The 15347-nt window shown below is 37.2% G+C and carries 14 protein-coding genes, 3 tRNA genes and 2 pseudogenes; 15 read left to right on the top strand and 4 right to left on the bottom strand.

The window, feature by feature from the left end:
* The first annotated feature begins 66 nt into the window (after window positions 1–66).
* Genes OWR28_RS08320 through OWR28_RS08310 form a run of 3 tightly spaced genes read left to right on the top strand, consistent with a single transcriptional unit; the run spans window position 67 to window position 738 of the window.
* Entirely contained in the window at window positions 67–288 is a 222-nt protein-coding gene (locus OWR28_RS08320) for a hypothetical protein (RefSeq protein ID WP_332386228.1), read from the top strand.
* Entirely contained in the window at window positions 272–538 is a 267-nt protein-coding gene (locus OWR28_RS08315) for a hypothetical protein (RefSeq protein ID WP_332386227.1), read from the top strand. The genes OWR28_RS08320 and OWR28_RS08315 overlap by 17 nt, the downstream gene beginning before the upstream one ends.
* An 11-nt stretch (window positions 539–549) precedes the next feature.
* Window positions 550–738: a DUF6496 domain-containing protein gene (locus tag OWR28_RS08310; protein WP_002984739.1), complete on the top strand. Its 189-nt coding sequence runs from the start codon at window positions 550–552 to the stop codon at window positions 736–738.
* Window positions 739–833: 95 nt separating this feature from the next.
* Here OWR28_RS08310 and glgP read toward each other — a convergent pair whose 3' ends face one another.
* Window positions 834–2501: an alpha-glucan family phosphorylase gene (glgP, locus tag OWR28_RS08305; protein WP_332386226.1), complete on the bottom strand. Its 1668-nt coding sequence runs from the start codon at window positions 2499–2501 to the stop codon at window positions 834–836.
* A gap of 204 nt (window positions 2502–2705) precedes the next feature.
* Between glgP and OWR28_RS08300 the strand changes: the two genes are divergently transcribed.
* The 6 genes and pseudogenes from OWR28_RS08300 (at window position 2706) to OWR28_RS08275 (ending at window position 9458) form a co-directional block, all read left to right on the top strand.
* Complete coding sequence (locus tag OWR28_RS08300; protein ID WP_332386225.1) at window positions 2706–3191, top strand: hypothetical protein; 486 nt, start codon at window positions 2706–2708, stop codon at window positions 3189–3191.
* 184 nt (window positions 3192–3375) lie between these two features.
* A complete protein-coding gene (locus OWR28_RS08295) occupies window positions 3376–3501 on the top strand; it encodes a hypothetical protein (RefSeq protein WP_332386224.1) in 126 nt (41 codons plus the stop codon).
* 197 nt (window positions 3502–3698) lie between these two features.
* A complete protein-coding gene (locus OWR28_RS08290; protein WP_332386223.1) occupies window positions 3699–5801 on the top strand; it encodes an FIDD domain-containing protein in 2103 nt (700 codons plus the stop codon).
* 83 nt (window positions 5802–5884) lie between these two features.
* The gene (locus tag OWR28_RS08285; protein WP_332386222.1) at window positions 5885–6475 is read left to right on the top strand and encodes a DUF1572 domain-containing protein; all 591 of its coding nucleotides are present in this window, start codon (window positions 5885–5887) and stop codon (window positions 6473–6475) included.
* A 66-nt stretch (window positions 6476–6541) separates the two neighbouring features.
* The gene (gene mtaB / locus OWR28_RS08280) at window positions 6542–7888 is read left to right on the top strand and encodes a tRNA (N(6)-L-threonylcarbamoyladenosine(37)-C(2))-methylthiotransferase MtaB (protein ID WP_332386221.1); all 1347 of its coding nucleotides are present in this window, start codon (window positions 6542–6544) and stop codon (window positions 7886–7888) included.
* 53 nt (window positions 7889–7941) lie between these two features.
* A pseudogene (locus tag OWR28_RS08275) lies at window positions 7942–9458 on the top strand (FMN-binding glutamate synthase family protein).
* A gap of 75 nt (window positions 9459–9533) precedes the next feature.
* On the opposite strand, the gene OWR28_RS08270 reads toward OWR28_RS08275, so the two are convergent.
* The gene (locus OWR28_RS08270) at window positions 9534–10283 is read right to left on the bottom strand and encodes a hypothetical protein (protein ID WP_332386220.1); all 750 of its coding nucleotides are present in this window, start codon (window positions 10281–10283) and stop codon (window positions 9534–9536) included.
* 55 nt (window positions 10284–10338) lie between these two features.
* Here OWR28_RS08270 and OWR28_RS08265 point away from each other — a divergent pair, with 55 nt between their 5' ends.
* A complete protein-coding gene (locus tag OWR28_RS08265; protein ID WP_332386219.1) occupies window positions 10339–10776 on the top strand; it encodes an RNA-binding S4 domain-containing protein in 438 nt (145 codons plus the stop codon).
* A gap of 17 nt (window positions 10777–10793) precedes the next feature.
* Here OWR28_RS08265 and OWR28_RS08260 read toward each other — a convergent pair.
* A pseudogene (locus OWR28_RS08260) lies at window positions 10794–11308 on the bottom strand (shikimate kinase).
* Window positions 11309–11422: 114 nt separating this feature from the next.
* Here OWR28_RS08260 and OWR28_RS08255 point away from each other — a divergent pair.
* The 3 genes from OWR28_RS08255 (at window position 11423) to OWR28_RS08245 (ending at window position 11741) form a co-directional block, all read left to right on the top strand.
* Window positions 11423–11495: transfer RNA gene (locus OWR28_RS08255), tRNA-Lys, on the top strand.
* 34 nt (window positions 11496–11529) lie between these two features.
* Window positions 11530–11612: transfer RNA gene (locus tag OWR28_RS08250), tRNA-Leu, on the top strand.
* A 56-nt stretch (window positions 11613–11668) separates the two neighbouring features.
* Window positions 11669–11741 (top strand) — tRNA-Lys (locus OWR28_RS08245).
* 174 nt (window positions 11742–11915) lie between these two features.
* On the opposite strand, the gene panC is transcribed toward OWR28_RS08245, so the two are convergent.
* Window positions 11916–12764: a pantoate--beta-alanine ligase gene (panC, locus tag OWR28_RS08240; protein ID WP_332386218.1), complete on the bottom strand. Its 849-nt coding sequence runs from the start codon at window positions 12762–12764 to the stop codon at window positions 11916–11918.
* Window positions 12765–12935: 171 nt separating this feature from the next.
* Here panC and OWR28_RS08235 point away from each other — a divergent pair, with 171 nt between their 5' ends.
* Entirely contained in the window at window positions 12936–13706 is a 771-nt protein-coding gene (locus OWR28_RS08235; RefSeq protein ID WP_332386217.1) for a glycogen/starch synthase, read from the top strand.
* Between the two features lie 13 nt (window positions 13707–13719).
* Window positions 13720–15342, top strand: a complete 1623-nt coding sequence (locus OWR28_RS08230) for a DUF4270 family protein (RefSeq protein ID WP_332386216.1) — start codon at window positions 13720–13722, stop codon at window positions 15340–15342.
* Window positions 15343–15347: the final 5 nt, after the last annotated feature.

The raw sequence follows: 15347 nt of genomic DNA, 5'->3' as shown, positions 1-15347 counted from the left end.
TTTTCAAATAAGCTTTTTGGCAAAAAAATTGAATATCATTAACTATAATCAAATCAAATAATAATTATGGAAACGAATGCATACAACCAGAAACTGAACCGTTATGTAATGAATGATCAGATCGTTTATACAGGTTTTTCCAGTTTTAATGACGCAGAGGAATGCGCCCGTAAAAAAGGAGGAACATTGGTGGAAGTCGTATTCAGAGACGGGAATGATAATCCCGAAATCAATGATGAAGCGGGTTTGATAGAAAAAACTTCATTACTATGTGTATGCAGGCGATGAATATAAATTTATCCATTCCTCAGACCCGGGATTCAGAAAATATGCGGATGAACTGCAGAAAATTAAAGCAAAACAACAGCAGTCTCCGCCGGATGAAAGGTATTTAGCCAATTTTGAAATTGAAAATGCGGAAGACCCGATCATTGTGATCAAGAATGATCATTTTGAGTCGGTAACATCGAGAGAGCGTTCAAAATATTTGAAACATGCCTGTGTTTATGAATTAGGGGTATCCCTGCCAAAATCTTAAAAAATCTTATCATGAGCAAGACTAAATATTCAGAAAAAGCTCAGGACAAAGTAGGAAAAGTTATGCACGAATTCAAGGAAGGAAAACTGAAATCTTCTTCCGGAAAGAAAGTGACAAGCAGAAAACAAGCCGTAGCCATCGGTATTTCTGAAGCGAGGGAAAAAGGCCTTAAAGTGCCTTCTAAGAAAAAAAGTAAATAAACTCAATAAAAAAACCGGAAAATTTTTCCGGGTTTTTTATTGAATGGCAAAATATCAAATATGTTATTCGTTTTTAGCTATTCTGCCTTTTTATTTTACCAGTCCGCTTCAGTATATAGTACTTTGTAATATTCATCCGCCATCCTGTCGCTGTTGAAATGATCTTTTACATCATTCATCGCATTGTGCTGGATTTTTCTCCATTCGTCAGGTCGGTCATAATAGGTAGGAAGTATTTCGTTTTCCAGGATTTCATACAACTTGTTTAAATCGTAATTGTCCTGCTCATAAATACTCATATTCAGATAATCTGCTTTGGGAACTACAAAAGAGTTTTCTCCATGTTTTGCGAATTCCGGGATCCAGCCGTCATCTGTGGATAAATTAACAGAGCCGTTCATTGCAGCCGTCATTCCCGAAGTTCCTGAAGCTTCCCTTGGAACCCTTGGGTTATTAAGCCACACATCAGAACCCTGTTTCAGAGATTTGCTTAAAGAAAGTTCATAACCTGTAAGAACAGCAATATTCTTATGGTTTTTACTTTCTTCAACCAGCGTATTGAATGTAGAAATGGCAGAGTAGTCCATTGGATAGGGCTTTCCTGCCCAGATGATCTGTACCGGATATTTTGGGTTATTCAGGAGTCTGTAGAATCTTTCTTTATCATGTAAAAGAAGCTCTGCTCTTTTATAACCGGCAAATCTTCTCGCCCAGACAATGGTAAAGACATTAGGATTAAATAAGTTCCCTGTCTGATCTGCGACAATGCTGAACAGCTTTTTCTTTAAATACTTTTTACGGAAGTCAAAAGCAGTTGCATCATTTTCATCTTTTGCATTGTATAAAGGTTTATCGGACCAGTATTTAAACTCCTGGGCATTTGTAATAGAGGTAATTTCGCAGATTCCAGGGTATTTATTCCACATTGCTCTGGATACTACACCATGAAGCTGGGAAACCCCATTGGCCATTCTTGCCATTCTTAATGCGCAGAGAGAATGATTGAAACGGTCATCATCAGATCCTTCAATCTTTTTCACTTCTTCCATGCTGTATCCTGAAAAATAAGACATATCATAACATAACCTGAAGCTATGCTTTTCATTACCTGCTTCTTCCGGGGTATGGGTTGTGAAAACCAGTTTTTCCTTAACTTTATTAAGATCTCCGTTATATTTTCTTAAAAGATAAAAAGCTGCAGGCAGTCCGTGAGCTTCATTCAGGTGATAAACGTCTCTTTCAATATTCATTTCATCCAGTAACTTGGCTCCGCCTTTTCCTAATAAAATATATTGTGCAAGCTTTGTGGATTCATTGGCATCATATAATTTGTGGCAGATTGTTTTGGAAACGTGGTCATTTTCCGGAACATCCGTAGAAAGGAAAAACATGGGTGCCGTATTGAAAATTTCAGGGTCCAGATACCATACCTTTACCCAAACCGGAGCACTGTGGATTTCGATTTGAAATTTGATTCCGGTGTCTTCAAGAAAGCTGTACATCTTTCTTGTCCATACCGGCTGTAAGGTCTGATCGTGATTTCTCGCCTGGTCATAATAACCGAACTTCCATAAGATCCCGATGCCAATAAGATCCTGCTTAAGATTGTAAGCGCTTCTCATGTGAGATCCTGCCAGAAAGCCAAGCCCTCCCGAATATATCTTCAGTACCTGCTCAAGAGCAAACTCCATTGAGAAATAAACAGTTTTTTTGGAATATTGAGGATTGATATTGTAGGGTATTCTGAAATTCCTAAAATCCATAAATGTAGGTTTGTGTTTAAAAAAGCAAAGGTATAAATAATGAAAATAAACTTTACATTAATTAATAGATAAATTAATGTAAAAACTAAGCATTGAATTGTTTTTTTACTTATCTTTAAGAGTGTAAATTTTTGATTATCAAAAACTTTTAATGATGAAAGCCAATGGCTGCATGTGTTCTTTAATTAAATAAAAAAATCACACATGAAAAAGACATTTTCTGATGAAGATCTGATCAAGAATCTGAGTTTATATTACCTGAACAGGCATTTGAAAAAAAAGCCCATAGAAAAGTATCATCGTACCATAGACGAATCTCCGCTGCATGACCGTGAAAAATACAGAAAGAAATCTGAGATTCTTCTTCTCAACTCTTTCATGCACCACTTCCCCGAAGTGAAATTTGAAAACCTTACCTGCGAGAGCCCGGACTTTATCGCAAAATTAAACGACAAAAAAATCGGAATAGAACTTACTGAAGTCATCAACCATCTGGAAATGAAAAAAGTGGAAAGCACTTTGAATAAAATGTTCCGTCAGGCAGAAATATTATTAGAACAGGAAGACACTACGAAATATCGTGGTGTTTATTTTTTAGAATTCCATCCGGCAACCAAATTTGATAACCTGGAAGTACAGCAGGAAAACATTATCAGTATTTACAAAAGCATAAAAAAAATAAACCCGTAGGCTGCGTAAAAAGTCTGAGAAAATCTTTCCATCGCAGGAATGTTTTTATCACCCATGAGTACAGCATGAACCTGTTTGATGAGCTCTGTTCGGAAAAGATTCTGGAACTCATTGAAAAAAGAACGAAAAATTTCCTTATTATGACACTTCTGTGGATGAATGCTGGCTGGTTATTGTTTCAGACATGAATTCCATTGCTTCACGATATACTTTTATTCAGGACAAAGAACATCTGAAGGAAGTGAAAAGTCCTTTCCACAAAATATTCCACCTTGAAAATCTTTGTGGAAATATTACAAGTATCAAGTAAAGTGAGTGTTTTTATATGTTTAGTTATTTTGTGTTTTAATTGAAAATAATATAAATAATTTTAAATTATTTCATTTTTTAATTTGTAATAGTTTAAAATTATTGAGATTTTATTGTTTATAATTAAAATATAGGTATATTTGGTGTGCATTGACTATCAGTGTGATGTATAACTAATATAACCATAAACATATATCTATGAGAAAAATTTTACTTTTCATACTTCTATGCCTCTCTCATACTTTCTATGCCCAGGCCGATTGTGCTACTGCACTTTCCGTTTGCGGAAACTCAAATATCACTTACAGTCCTACAGGATATGGTAATATAAAAGAATTGGTCAACTCGGGAAGCTGTATAGACTTTACCGGAGAGCACAACTCAATATGGTATAAAATCACCATTGCTACAGGAGGAACACTCACTTTCGACCTCGTCCCGAACAATCCTGATGCCGATTATGACTGGGCAATTTTTGGTCCTAATGTAACCTGTGGAAGCTTAGGTTCACCAATACGTTGTAATGCTGCAACGGTTATCGGGCCTGGCCCTGCTACAGGCCTGAACATGACAAGCACACTTCTAAGTGCCGCAGGAGGCTCACTGACTCCTTATTGCAAGTATCTTGATGTTTTGCCGGGACAGACTTATTATTTGTTTATTGATAACTGGGTAAGCAGCACCAGTTCCACCACGGCTCCGTTTTCTTTAACATGGGGCGGAACTGCAACACTGGCTTCACCGTTCACGGATCCAAGCATCCAGACCCAGCCATTTAATCCTCCCGGAATTCCGGCAGCCAATCCTGCTGACCCGAGAGAAGTGGTAATATGTTCTCCTACAGCTTTATTTGATTTTTCTACATTATCCTCAGGAATTCTTAACGGGAATCAAAACTTTGGGGTAAGTTACCATGTGAGCCAGAATGATGCCTTAACAGGGAATAATCCGATTACAACCCCTGTCACTGTCAATACAACCACTGTTTATTATTACAGTATCAGTTATACCGACCCTACAAATGCTTCTAATCCGCTTAATAAGTGTAAGCAGGTAGGAACATTTAAATTCAAAAATGGAGCTATAACAGTTAAAAATGTAACATTGACCGAGTGTAACAATAATAATGCAGGCACAGCTTTATTTGATCTGACTACAGCTGACGTTATCGCAAACCCGAATGTCACCAAAAAATATTATCATACGATGGCAGATCTCAATGCCGGTACTAATGAGATTACCAATCCCATGGCATTTGTTTCTGCAGAAGGCGTTATCTATGTGAAGGTGATATCCGAATTCGGTTGCAGCGCTGTAGCACAGATTACCCTGAAGTTTTATCCGGTTGTGGTTGTGAATGAAGCAACCTTAAGATCATGCTTCATTGAATCCAGCCCATCCACGGCTTCTTTCAATCTTGTCAATGCTTCAGTAACAGGACAGACCAATCCGACAAAAAAATATTATCCTTCATTGACAGATGCTCTTAATCAAACTAATGAGATCCTGAATGCCAATAATTATATTGCACCTAACGGATTTGTATATGTAAGGGTTTCGAATGCCCAGGGATGTTACACAATTGCCAGAATTACTTTAGTCGTTATTCCACCGGTATATTCCGATAAACTTAAAGATGTGACGATTTGTGCCGAAGATCAGACAACGCTGGATGCAGGACCTGGATTCAAAAGTTATGAATGGAGTACAGGAGCTACAACTCAAACCATCAAGGCAGGGATAGGAGTATACTGGGTGAAACTTAAAACAGGAGAATGTATCACGACACAAACAGTAAAAGTACTTCCTTCCGAGCAACCGGTTGTTTCCGGTATTGATATTTCGAATAATACCATCACAGTATCTGTAATCGGAGGAACCCCGGCTTATAAATATTCAATAGATAATATCATCTGGCAGGATTCCAATGTTTTCAATAACCTTTCAAGAGGGGATCATAAAGTATATGTAAAAGATGCCTATGATTGTGATCCGATAGAAATCGGAATCGTTGTGCCTAATCTGATCAATGTAATTACTCCTAATGCAGACGGAATAAATGATGTGATCGACTATTCTGCACTGGCCAGTAAACAAAACCTGATCATGAATGTTTTTGACCGGTATGGAAATAAAATCTTCCAGGCAGACAGATCAAATGGTTATAAATGGGATGGTACCCAGGGCGGAAGAAGAGTACCTACAGGAACCTACTGGTATTCTATCACATGGAATGAAAATGATAAAAAGAATACAGCCATTAAATATACAGGCTGGGTTCTGGTGAAAAACAGAGAATAATAATAAAACAGATAGAAAAAACCACTTCAATTTGAAGTGGTTTTATTTTTAAAGTTTTTAATTTAGGTAGCAAAATAGAAAGCATGAAAGACCTGTTCATAAAACGTTTTGAATACTATAAATCACTTGGGGATAAAACCTTTGATCAGCTCACAGACGAGCAGATATTCTGGCAGTATAATGAAGAAAGTAATTCGATTGCTGTAATAGTGAAGCATATTTCCGGCAATATGCTTTCAAGATGGACCAATTTCCTTACTGAAGACGGAGAAAAATCTTATCGTAACCGTGATGATGAGTTTGTCAACTCTTTTACAACTAAAGCAGAAGTCCTTGAGTATTGGGAAAAAGGCTGGACCTGTTTTTTTAATGCTCTTGATAAAATAAATAATGAGAATCTTTATTCAACAATATATATCAGAGGAGAAGGACATTCCGTGATGGATGCCGTTTTTCGTCAGCTGGCTCATTATCCGTACCATATCGGCCAGATCGTTTATATTGCTAAAATGATAAAAAATGAAGATTGGAATACACTTTCTATTGCCAGAAACCGTTCCCAACAGTTTAATACAGAAATGAAAACCAGATTTTCAAGTACAGATCAGGAAAGCAATTCATCACCTGTCTGCTTTCAAAACAGTCCTGAAGTGAGGGACGAATATAAACAATAGATTGAATCAATCTTGCATTCTTATTAAAATTACTATCTTTGCACCCATAAAATTCAGGAGTAACAAATGTCTACTTTTCACAGAACTGCCGCGTTTCATACACTGGGCTGCAAATTAAACTTTGCAGAAACATCTACTATTGCCCGTCAATTAACAGATGCAGGTTATGAGAAGGTAAGTTTTGATGAAAAAGCAAATGTGTATGTTATCAATACATGTTCCGTAACAGAAAATGCTGACCGTGAATGTAAACTTCACGTAAAAAGAGCAATGAAAGCCAATCCGGAAGGACTGGTAGTAATTGTCGGATGTTATGCACAGCTGAAACCTGAAGAAATTTCACAGATTGAAGGCGTTGATCTCGTTTTGGGAGCAAAAGAAAAATTCAATATTCTAAGCTACCTTGATGATTTGGAGAAATCTGAGAACGAAGGTATAGTGCACTCCTGTGAAATTGAAGAAACCGACTTTTTTATCGGAAGCTATTCTATCGGGGACAGAACCAGGGCTTTCCTCAAAGTGCAGGATGGCTGTGATTACAAATGTACCTACTGTACCATTCCGTTAGCAAGAGGAATTTCACGTTCAGATACCATTGAAAATGTTCTTAGAAATGCTAAGGAAATTGCTGCTAAAGATATCAAAGAAATTGTTCTTACAGGAGTAAATATCGGTGATTACGGTAAAGGTGAGTTTGGAAATAAAAGACATGAACATACGTTTCTTGATCTTATTTCAGAGCTGGATAAAGTAGAAGGGATAGAAAGAATCCGTATATCTTCTATTGAACCCAATCTTTTAAAAGATGAAAGCATTGAACTGGTTTCTAAAAGCAGAAGCTTTGTTCCGCATTTTCATATCCCGTTACAATCCGGAAGTGATGATCTTTTGAAAAAGATGAAGCGTCGTTACCTGACTAAACTTTACAACGACAGAGTGAACAAGATCCGCGAGGTTATGCCTGATGCGGCTATCGGTGTAGATGTTATTGTAGGATTCCCGGGAGAAACAGAAGAAAGATTTATGGAAACCTATAATTTCCTGAATGAGCTTCCTATTACCTATCTTCACGTATTTACCTATTCTGAAAGAGAAAATACGGAAGCCGCAGCAATGGACGGAGTAGTTCCTGTGGCGGAACGAAAAAAACGTAATAAAATGCTGAGGATCCTTTCTGAAAAGAAGAAGATGGCATTTTATCAGACACAACTTGGAAAGACGCTTCCTGTTCTTTGGGAGCACGAAAATAAAGACGGGAAAATGTTTGGCTTCACCGAAAACTATGTGAGAGTCCAGAAAGACTTTGATCCTGCATCCGTAAACCAAATCGAATTTCTGAATTTAGAAAAAATCCTGTCAGATGGCACGGTTTCTGTGCAATCTTCCTACCAAAATTTTTTAGCAAAAGCATAGGCTCTTTGCAAAAATTCTACTAAATTTATTTTTAAACTTTAAATACTACATTCATGAGAGATAAGTTTTTATCTTGGGGAATTGTATTAGTAGTTGCTACATGGATTATAGCAATGCTGATCAGAGCGCATTACTGGATACCGACGCTGTTATCCGCAATTTATGCATTGGGTGTTTACAATGCTTACCAATCGAAACATGCTATTTTAAGGAATTTTCCGGTATTGGGATATTTCCGGTATTTTTTCGAGAGTATTTCACCCGAAATGCAGCAATACTTTATTGAAAGGGAAACAGACGGAAAACCGTTTCCAAGAAACCAGCGTTCTGCAGTATACAGACGTGCAAAAAATTTAAGTGATACGGTAGCTTTCGGGACACAGCTTGAAGTGAACCACAGAAAATACGAAGGGATCAAGCATTCTATTTATGCAAAGTCACCATCAGAAGAACTTCCCAGAGTATGGGTTGGCGGTGAGCAGTGTACACAGCCTTACCATGCTTCCTTATTCAATATCTCAGCAATGAGTTTCGGAGCATTGAGTGACAGAGCACAGATCTCACTGAACAGGGGGGCTAAAAAAGGAAACTTTTATCATAACACGGGAGAAGGGGAATTTCGCCTTATCATCTGGAGGGAGGAGATTTATGCTGGCAGATTGGAACAGGGTATTTCGGGTGCCGTGATGATGAAGGAAAATTCAATCCTGAATTATTTACCAAATATTCAACCCTTCCTAATGTGAAAATGATTGAGATCAAATTGTCACAGGGGGCAAAACCAGGCCATGGAGGAGTGCTGCCGGGCGTGAAAAATACTCCGGAAATTGCAGCAATTCGTCACGTAACACCGGGAATGACTGTTATTTCTCCACCATCACATACTGCTTTCTCTGATGCTGCAGGGCTGTTGAGGTTTGTACAGCAGCTGAGAGATCTTTCAGGAGGAAAGCCTGTTGGTTTTAAACTTTGTATCGGTGATACCAAGGAATTTGAGGATATCTGTGTGCAAATGAACGTTTTGAAGATCTATCCGGACTTTATTACTATAGACGGAGCCGAAGGAGGAACAGGAGCAGCACCACCGGAATTTTCTGACGGGGTAGGAATGCCATTGGAGCCAGCTTTAATATTTGTAAACAGGACACTTAACAACTATAATGTAAGAAGTAAATTAAGAGTGATCGCCAGCGGTAAAGTTCTTACCAGTCTTGATATCCTGAGAGCCATTGCAATGGGAGCAGATATGTGTAACAATGCCAGAGGATTTATGTTCTCTTTAGGATGTATCCAGGCGTTGAGATGTAACTCAAACAACTGTCCTACGGGAGTAGCAACACAGGATAAAATGCTTATTAAAGGACTTGATGTAACGGATAAGGCAGAAAGAGTATATCACTTCCATAAAAATACCCTTCACACCTGCAATGAACTTATTGCTGCTGCGGGAAGAAGTTCTTATGAAGAAGTAGATGCCACCATGTTTATGAGGGGAGATGAATTTGACCACCTTGCAGACCTTTATTTCCCGGATATTTTAGGAAATGTAAAACAGAAAGCAAGATCATAATTTATGTTGATAAAAATAAATAGCCCCAAAATCATCATTTTGGGGCTATTTATTTATTGTTATTATATAGTATTGTTACTGTTTTTCTCCGCTAGGTCTGTCTGCTCTTCCATAAATCTGAAAGTTGAACACAAAAGATTTATTTCTGTAAGAAGTATTTAAATACGGATAATGAGGATTTCTTGCAAAAGCAGCTCTGGAGGGAACGATAATGACTCCCTGTAAGTTATAAGGTGTCTCACTGGTAAGGTTATCAAATGCTTTAAATTTCTGTAAAGCTTCTCTGAAACCTGATATTTGATAATAACCTGGTTGTTTTGCCGCATCAGTACCGGCCTCCAGTATTGATTTCTTTACATAATAATACATTGGGTCAATAACAGGAACACCTGTTCCATCAATGGTATTTAAAAAGGCAGCTTTTGCTTGAAATGTGGTGTTTCCATCAGAATTAACAGCCAGGTAAGAGTATGCTCTTCCCATAATTTTGATAATATCATCATCATTAATGGTTTTTGCAGAATCAGCTGGCGTTGGCTGAGCTCCGTTTCTCATAATGTAGATAGTTCCTGAAGGTAGTGTTACGGGACTCAGTTCAGACAGCTTCTTTTCATTATCATCCGCAGTATCCGTAGAACTGAAAGCTTTTATATTACCTTGTGCATCCAGATAATTCTCATCCATGAATTTCTTAATGGCCTGATCATCGTATGTGTTTTGCGTAGCAACATCTTCCGGCTCTACATAGGTTGATACATCATCATCTTTCTTACAAGCAGAAAAACATAAAGATCCTGCAAGGATATATAAAAATATTTTTTTCATTTCAAAAAACTTTAATTACTTTACAAATAATATAACGGCAAAAGTATAAAAAAATATGAGAATAGATAAATTTTTATGGAGCATTCGTTTTTATAAGACGAGAAGTATTGCAGCAGAGGAGATTAAAAAGAACAGAGTTTCTATAGGCACGTCTGCCGTAAAGTCATCTAAAGAGGTAAAAGAAGGGGATACGATTAAAATCCGTAAAAATCAGATTGATTATAAAATAAAGGTAATTCAAATTCCAAAGAGCAGGATAGGAGCTAAGCTGGTACCGCTTCATATCCAGGATGTGACGGATAAAGAACAATACGAATTGCTGAAGCTTCGTAAGATGTCGCAGGATTATTACAGGAATAAAGGTGAGGGAAGGCCTACCAAAAAAGACAGAAGAGAAATGGATGAATATGTAGGAAATGATATCGACTCAGATTTTACAGACTGGGATGATTTCTTCGGAGAGACAGATAGTGAAGACGGGAACGAAGATTAATATAAAGTAAAAAAGCTCTAGAGATAGAGCTTTTCTATTATTTCGTTAACAATATCTTCCGGCTCCCGGGAGTCTGTTCCTACTGTGAACTGCGCTTTGCTGTAAAACTGATTTCTTTCAAATAAGTGTTTGGCAATAAATTCCGGAAGATCTTCATCTGATATATTGGCTATCAGCGGCCTTTTTCTTTCTGTTTTGAAAGTCTTTCTGCCAGTGTTGCTACACCTGTTCTTAAAAAAACACTCTTAGAATTGTGGTTGATGATTTCCATATTATTATAGTACACAGGAGTCCCTCCGCCAAGGCTTAAAACCACATTTTCTTCAGAAGCCAGTATCTCTTCCAGCGCCTCCCTTTCCAGCTTTCTAAAGTAAATCTCTCCCTTTTTCTCAAAAATCTCAGGGATGGTTAATTTATTTCGTCTGGAAATCTCTTTATCGAGATCAATCAGTTTAAAACCGATTTTTTCGCTTAATATTTTGGAAATGTGTGATTTGCCACTTCCCATGTATCCGATCAATGAAATTACCATGAATTTTTTTAAACAAATTTGCGAAAAAGTTTTGAGATAAAGAAAAAGTCATATCTTTGCACCACTTAAAACAAGGGACATTACTTAAATGAAAACTTGTTGTAATAAGTGGCCGACTCGGTAGCTCAGCTGGTAGAGCAATACACTTTTAATGTATGGGTCCTGGGTTCGAATCCCAGCCGGGTCACTAGCAATAAAGATTACTGTCTTGTAATTTTATTGCCTGCGTGGTGAAATTGGTAGACACGCCATCTTGAGGGGGTGGTTTCCTAAGGATGTGCTGGTTCGAGTCCAGTCGCAGGCACTGCAAAGAAAAATTTAATAATTAATATTGAAATTTATTTCATTTTAATTGTGGCCGACTCGGTAGCTCAGCTGGTAGAGCAATACACTTTTAATGTATGGGTCCTGGGTTCGAATCCCAGCCGGGTCACAAGTTTACTGAAAAGTAAATTTTTTCATATTAATATTTTGTGATTTGGTGTTTCAAAGGCTTCCTTCAGGAGGCCTTTGATTTTTGTATGAAATCAGGTTTGTTGTCTTTATTTTGTTCAATAAAAAATCCCCAACTAAAAGCCAGGGATATTATTATGTAAATTCTGAATGATTAATCCAGATGCATATTGTCAATTAATCGTACTCCATCTACCACAACTACAATAAAGGCTCTGAAATTTCTGTCTTTATAGAAAAAATCAGTCTCCTGTAATGTGTTTTCATCGGCAATCAGGAAATATTCCAGCTTCATTCCCGGCTGATCATCAAAAATATCAGCTACTCTTTCCTTGATTTCAGGAATGCTGACGGTCCTGAACCAGTCGTTTACTTTTTTTAAAGTCTCATAGATTACTTTTGAAGCTTCTTTGCGGTCTTCATGAAGTCTTTGGTTCCTGGAGCTTAATGCTAATCCGTTTTCTGCTCTGTAAATAGGAACTCCGGTTATTTTAACAGGAAGATGCTTTTTATCTACCATCTTTTTAATGATAGCGAGCTGCTGGAAATCTTTTTCGCCAAAATAAGCATTGTCTGGCTGTACCTGTCTGAAAAGCTCTTCTACGACAGTTCCCACCCCGTCAAAATGGCCGGGTCTTGATTTTCCTTCCATCTCACTTTCCAATCCATCAAAATCATAGTGCTTACTTTCTGCCTTTTCAGGATAAATATCTGCTACCTCCGGAATATAAACAGCATCTACAAGGCCGGAATTCTGGAGAATGAGTATATCTCTGTTGATATCTCTCGGATATTTTTCCAGATCTTCAGGATTATTGAACTGGGTCGGATTTACAAAAATTGAAGAAATAACAAGGTCATTTTCTTTTTTTGCCTCTTCATACAGAGAAAGGTGGCCTTGGTGTAAGGCTCCCATAGTAGGGGCAAAGCCAATTCTTTTTCCCATTTCTTTCTGTCTTTCAATGAAATCCTGAAGAATTTTCCTGTTTTTTATAACTTCCATAGTTTATTTTAATACTATTTCAAAAATAGTAAAAATATCGCATAATAATATGCGCTTTTATTAATTTGAAAAAGGGAATTATCGTAAAAAAATGTTAATTAAAATAATGTTGGATGTTTTTTTGTAATTTTGCACATTAAAGCATTTTTACAAAAATTAGATAGAAAGTTTATGCCGAATCAAAAAATACTGTACATTACTACAGAGATGTATCCATATCAGGAAGATACAAATATGGCTGCAGTGGTAAACAAAATGGCACTTAAGATGCACCAAGAAGGCAATGATGTAAGAGTTTTTATGCCAAGATTTGGACAAATAAGTGAGAGAAAGTTCCAGCTTCATGAGGTAATCCGCCTTTCAGGGATGAACATTATTATCAATGACCTGGACCAGCCTCTGATCATTAAAGTAGCGTCTCTTCCGGGGGAAAGACTTCAGGTTTACTTTATTGACAATGAAGAATACTTCAAAAGAAAACAATATTATTTCGATGATGAAGGAAATCCTTTCGAAGACAATGACGAAAGAGCTATTTTCTTTGCCAGAGGGGTTATTGAAACCATTAAGAAGCTAAACTGGGTACCGGATGTTATTCATTTAAATGGATGGATGTCCTCTTTTGTTCCAATTTATCTTAAAACGTACTACGAATCAGATACTTATTTCAAAGACGCTAAAATTGTACTTTCTCTTTACAATGAGAAAGATGCTGATCTGGATAAAAAGATCAACGAAAAGCTGCAATTTGATAATATTTCAGGATTAAAGGCGTTAGATAACCCAACGATTAAAAGTTTTGTTATTGAGAGTATGAACTATGTGGATGCCGTTGTGAAGGGAGACGAGTTTCTGGATGAAGACCTGGATAAGGCTTTCAATGAAACCGCAACTCAAAAGTCGGAATATCTTGACATAGATTCTATAAATCAAATTTATTAAAAACACATTTTTAATGACTCATAATCTTAAAAAGACCTTCGCCATACTTTTGATGGCGTTTTTCGGAAGTACATTCCTTCATAACTGTGAACCTGATCCGGATTCTCTTGGTGAGCAGCTGTTTAATGGTGATGCAGTACAAGGCAATGAAATTTCATATCCTGTTATAGCATACAATTACGATAATAAAGATTCCATCAAAAGTGATGCTTCCAGGCTGATCAGCGGACTGAACGAATCGGGTGCCGCTTCTTATGTTGGCGTTCTTGGAGCTTTTACTGAAAACCAGTTCGGAATGCAGAGAGCTTCTTATGTTACTCAGCTGAGAATGCCGGTAGATAACTATGACTTTAACGGAGCGAATCCAAAAGTAGATTCTGTAGTCCTTGTAGTGAGACCACCAGCGAATACAACGGCAAATACTTATTTCTTTGAAAGCGATTCATTGAAAACAAATACATTTGATAAAAGTGATTTCCCGGTAGATGGGGTAGCTACAGCAGTTTCTATTGAGAAGAAAACTTACCCGGTTCGTAAATACGGTAAAGTGGCTTCAAAAACAATGAAAATCAATGTACACGAAGTGACTACGTTCTTAGATGCAAATAATGATGCTTTAAAACGTTCCAATGCATCAATAAGTACTGGTGAACTGTTAGGTTCAGGAGTATTTGACGGTAAAATCAGTTCCGTATCCATTACAAAAAAATCTGATAACTCAGTCGTATTTACAGGAAACCTTGGATTCAGAATGAAGCTGAGCAATACAGACTTTTTCCAGACTCACATTCTTGATAAAAAAGGAAAGCCTGAACTTCAGGATGCTGCTAACTTTATCAGATATTTTAAAGGAATAAAAATTTCTGTGGATGAAACGGATAAATATCTTTATCAGTTCTCTCCTAATGATCTGCAGCTTATCATGTATTATAAATATGATAAAACAGACAACGGAACAACCACAAGACCGCAGACAACACTTAATTTTAATTTAGGAAGTGCTAATGTGCATCTGGGGCTCTATGAATACAGCAGATCCGGTTCGGCTGTTGCATCTGCATTGGCTACGAGTAATCCTAATGATGGTGATGCCAGACTTTTTGTTCAGGGAATGGGTGGCCCTTCTGTGATCGTAAAAATTAAGGATGAAACAATTGCACAGCTTAAGGACATTTTTGTAAAAGATAAAGCGGGTATTGTAAGTGCTAAGATCAGAGTGTACCTGGATCCTGAAACATGGAAAAATACAGGCTCTACTGAAGACCGCAGGTTTACACTTTTAGCTAATACATTAGATTCTGCTGGTAAAATAGATTACAAAAATTTATTATTCACTTCAGATCTGACAACTGGGCTGGGGCTATATTATTATAAAGAAAATCCTGGTTATTATGATTTTGTAGTAACCAAAACAATCAAGGATCTTGTTGAAGAAAAAACAGAAAAAGATCCTGATGGAAATACCAAGCTGATTACTAATAAACCATTAGTAATTACTGCCGGGTCATTTGTTACAAATCCTACAGGAACCCTTTTAGGAGTTCGTAATACGACAAGAGCATTTGACATGAACAGAATTATTCTTACAGGAGTAGATAAAACGAATACCAATCCAAAAGAATCCAGTTACTGGTGACTTAT

Origin of the sequence: Chryseobacterium sp. 1B4 (assembly GCF_036631475.1) — a bacterium.
Taxonomy (GTDB): Bacteria; Bacteroidota; Bacteroidia; order Flavobacteriales; family Weeksellaceae; genus Chryseobacterium.
This window is presented reverse-complemented; position numbering and strand designations above follow the sequence as displayed.

Excerpts from the sequence above, each read along its gene's own strand:
- OWR28_RS08320 (WP_332386228.1), top strand. The coding sequence starts at position 67 with ATGGAAACGAATGCATACAACCAGAAACTGAACCGTTATGTAATGAAT.
- OWR28_RS08310 (WP_002984739.1), top strand. The coding sequence starts at position 550 with ATGAGCAAGACTAAATATTCAGAAAAAGCTCAGGACAAAGTAGGAAAA.
- glgP (WP_332386226.1), bottom strand. The coding sequence starts at position 2,501 with ATGGATTTTAGGAATTTCAGAATACCCTACAATATCAATCCTCAATAT.
- OWR28_RS08300 (WP_332386225.1), top strand. The coding sequence starts at position 2,706 with ATGAAAAAGACATTTTCTGATGAAGATCTGATCAAGAATCTGAGTTTA.
- OWR28_RS08295 (WP_332386224.1), top strand. The coding sequence starts at position 3,376 with ATGAATTCCATTGCTTCACGATATACTTTTATTCAGGACAAAGAACAT.
- OWR28_RS08290 (WP_332386223.1), top strand. The coding sequence starts at position 3,699 with ATGAGAAAAATTTTACTTTTCATACTTCTATGCCTCTCTCATACTTTC.
- OWR28_RS08285 (WP_332386222.1), top strand. The coding sequence starts at position 5,885 with ATGAAAGACCTGTTCATAAAACGTTTTGAATACTATAAATCACTTGGG.
- mtaB (WP_332386221.1), top strand. The coding sequence starts at position 6,542 with ATGTCTACTTTTCACAGAACTGCCGCGTTTCATACACTGGGCTGCAAA.
- OWR28_RS08270 (WP_332386220.1), bottom strand. The coding sequence starts at position 10,283 with ATGAAAAAAATATTTTTATATATCCTTGCAGGATCTTTATGTTTTTCT.
- OWR28_RS08265 (WP_332386219.1), top strand. The coding sequence starts at position 10,339 with ATGAGAATAGATAAATTTTTATGGAGCATTCGTTTTTATAAGACGAGA.
- panC (WP_332386218.1), bottom strand. The coding sequence starts at position 12,764 with ATGGAAGTTATAAAAAACAGGAAAATTCTTCAGGATTTCATTGAAAGA.
- OWR28_RS08235 (WP_332386217.1), top strand. The coding sequence starts at position 12,936 with ATGCCGAATCAAAAAATACTGTACATTACTACAGAGATGTATCCATAT.
- OWR28_RS08230 (WP_332386216.1), top strand. The coding sequence starts at position 13,720 with ATGACTCATAATCTTAAAAAGACCTTCGCCATACTTTTGATGGCGTTT.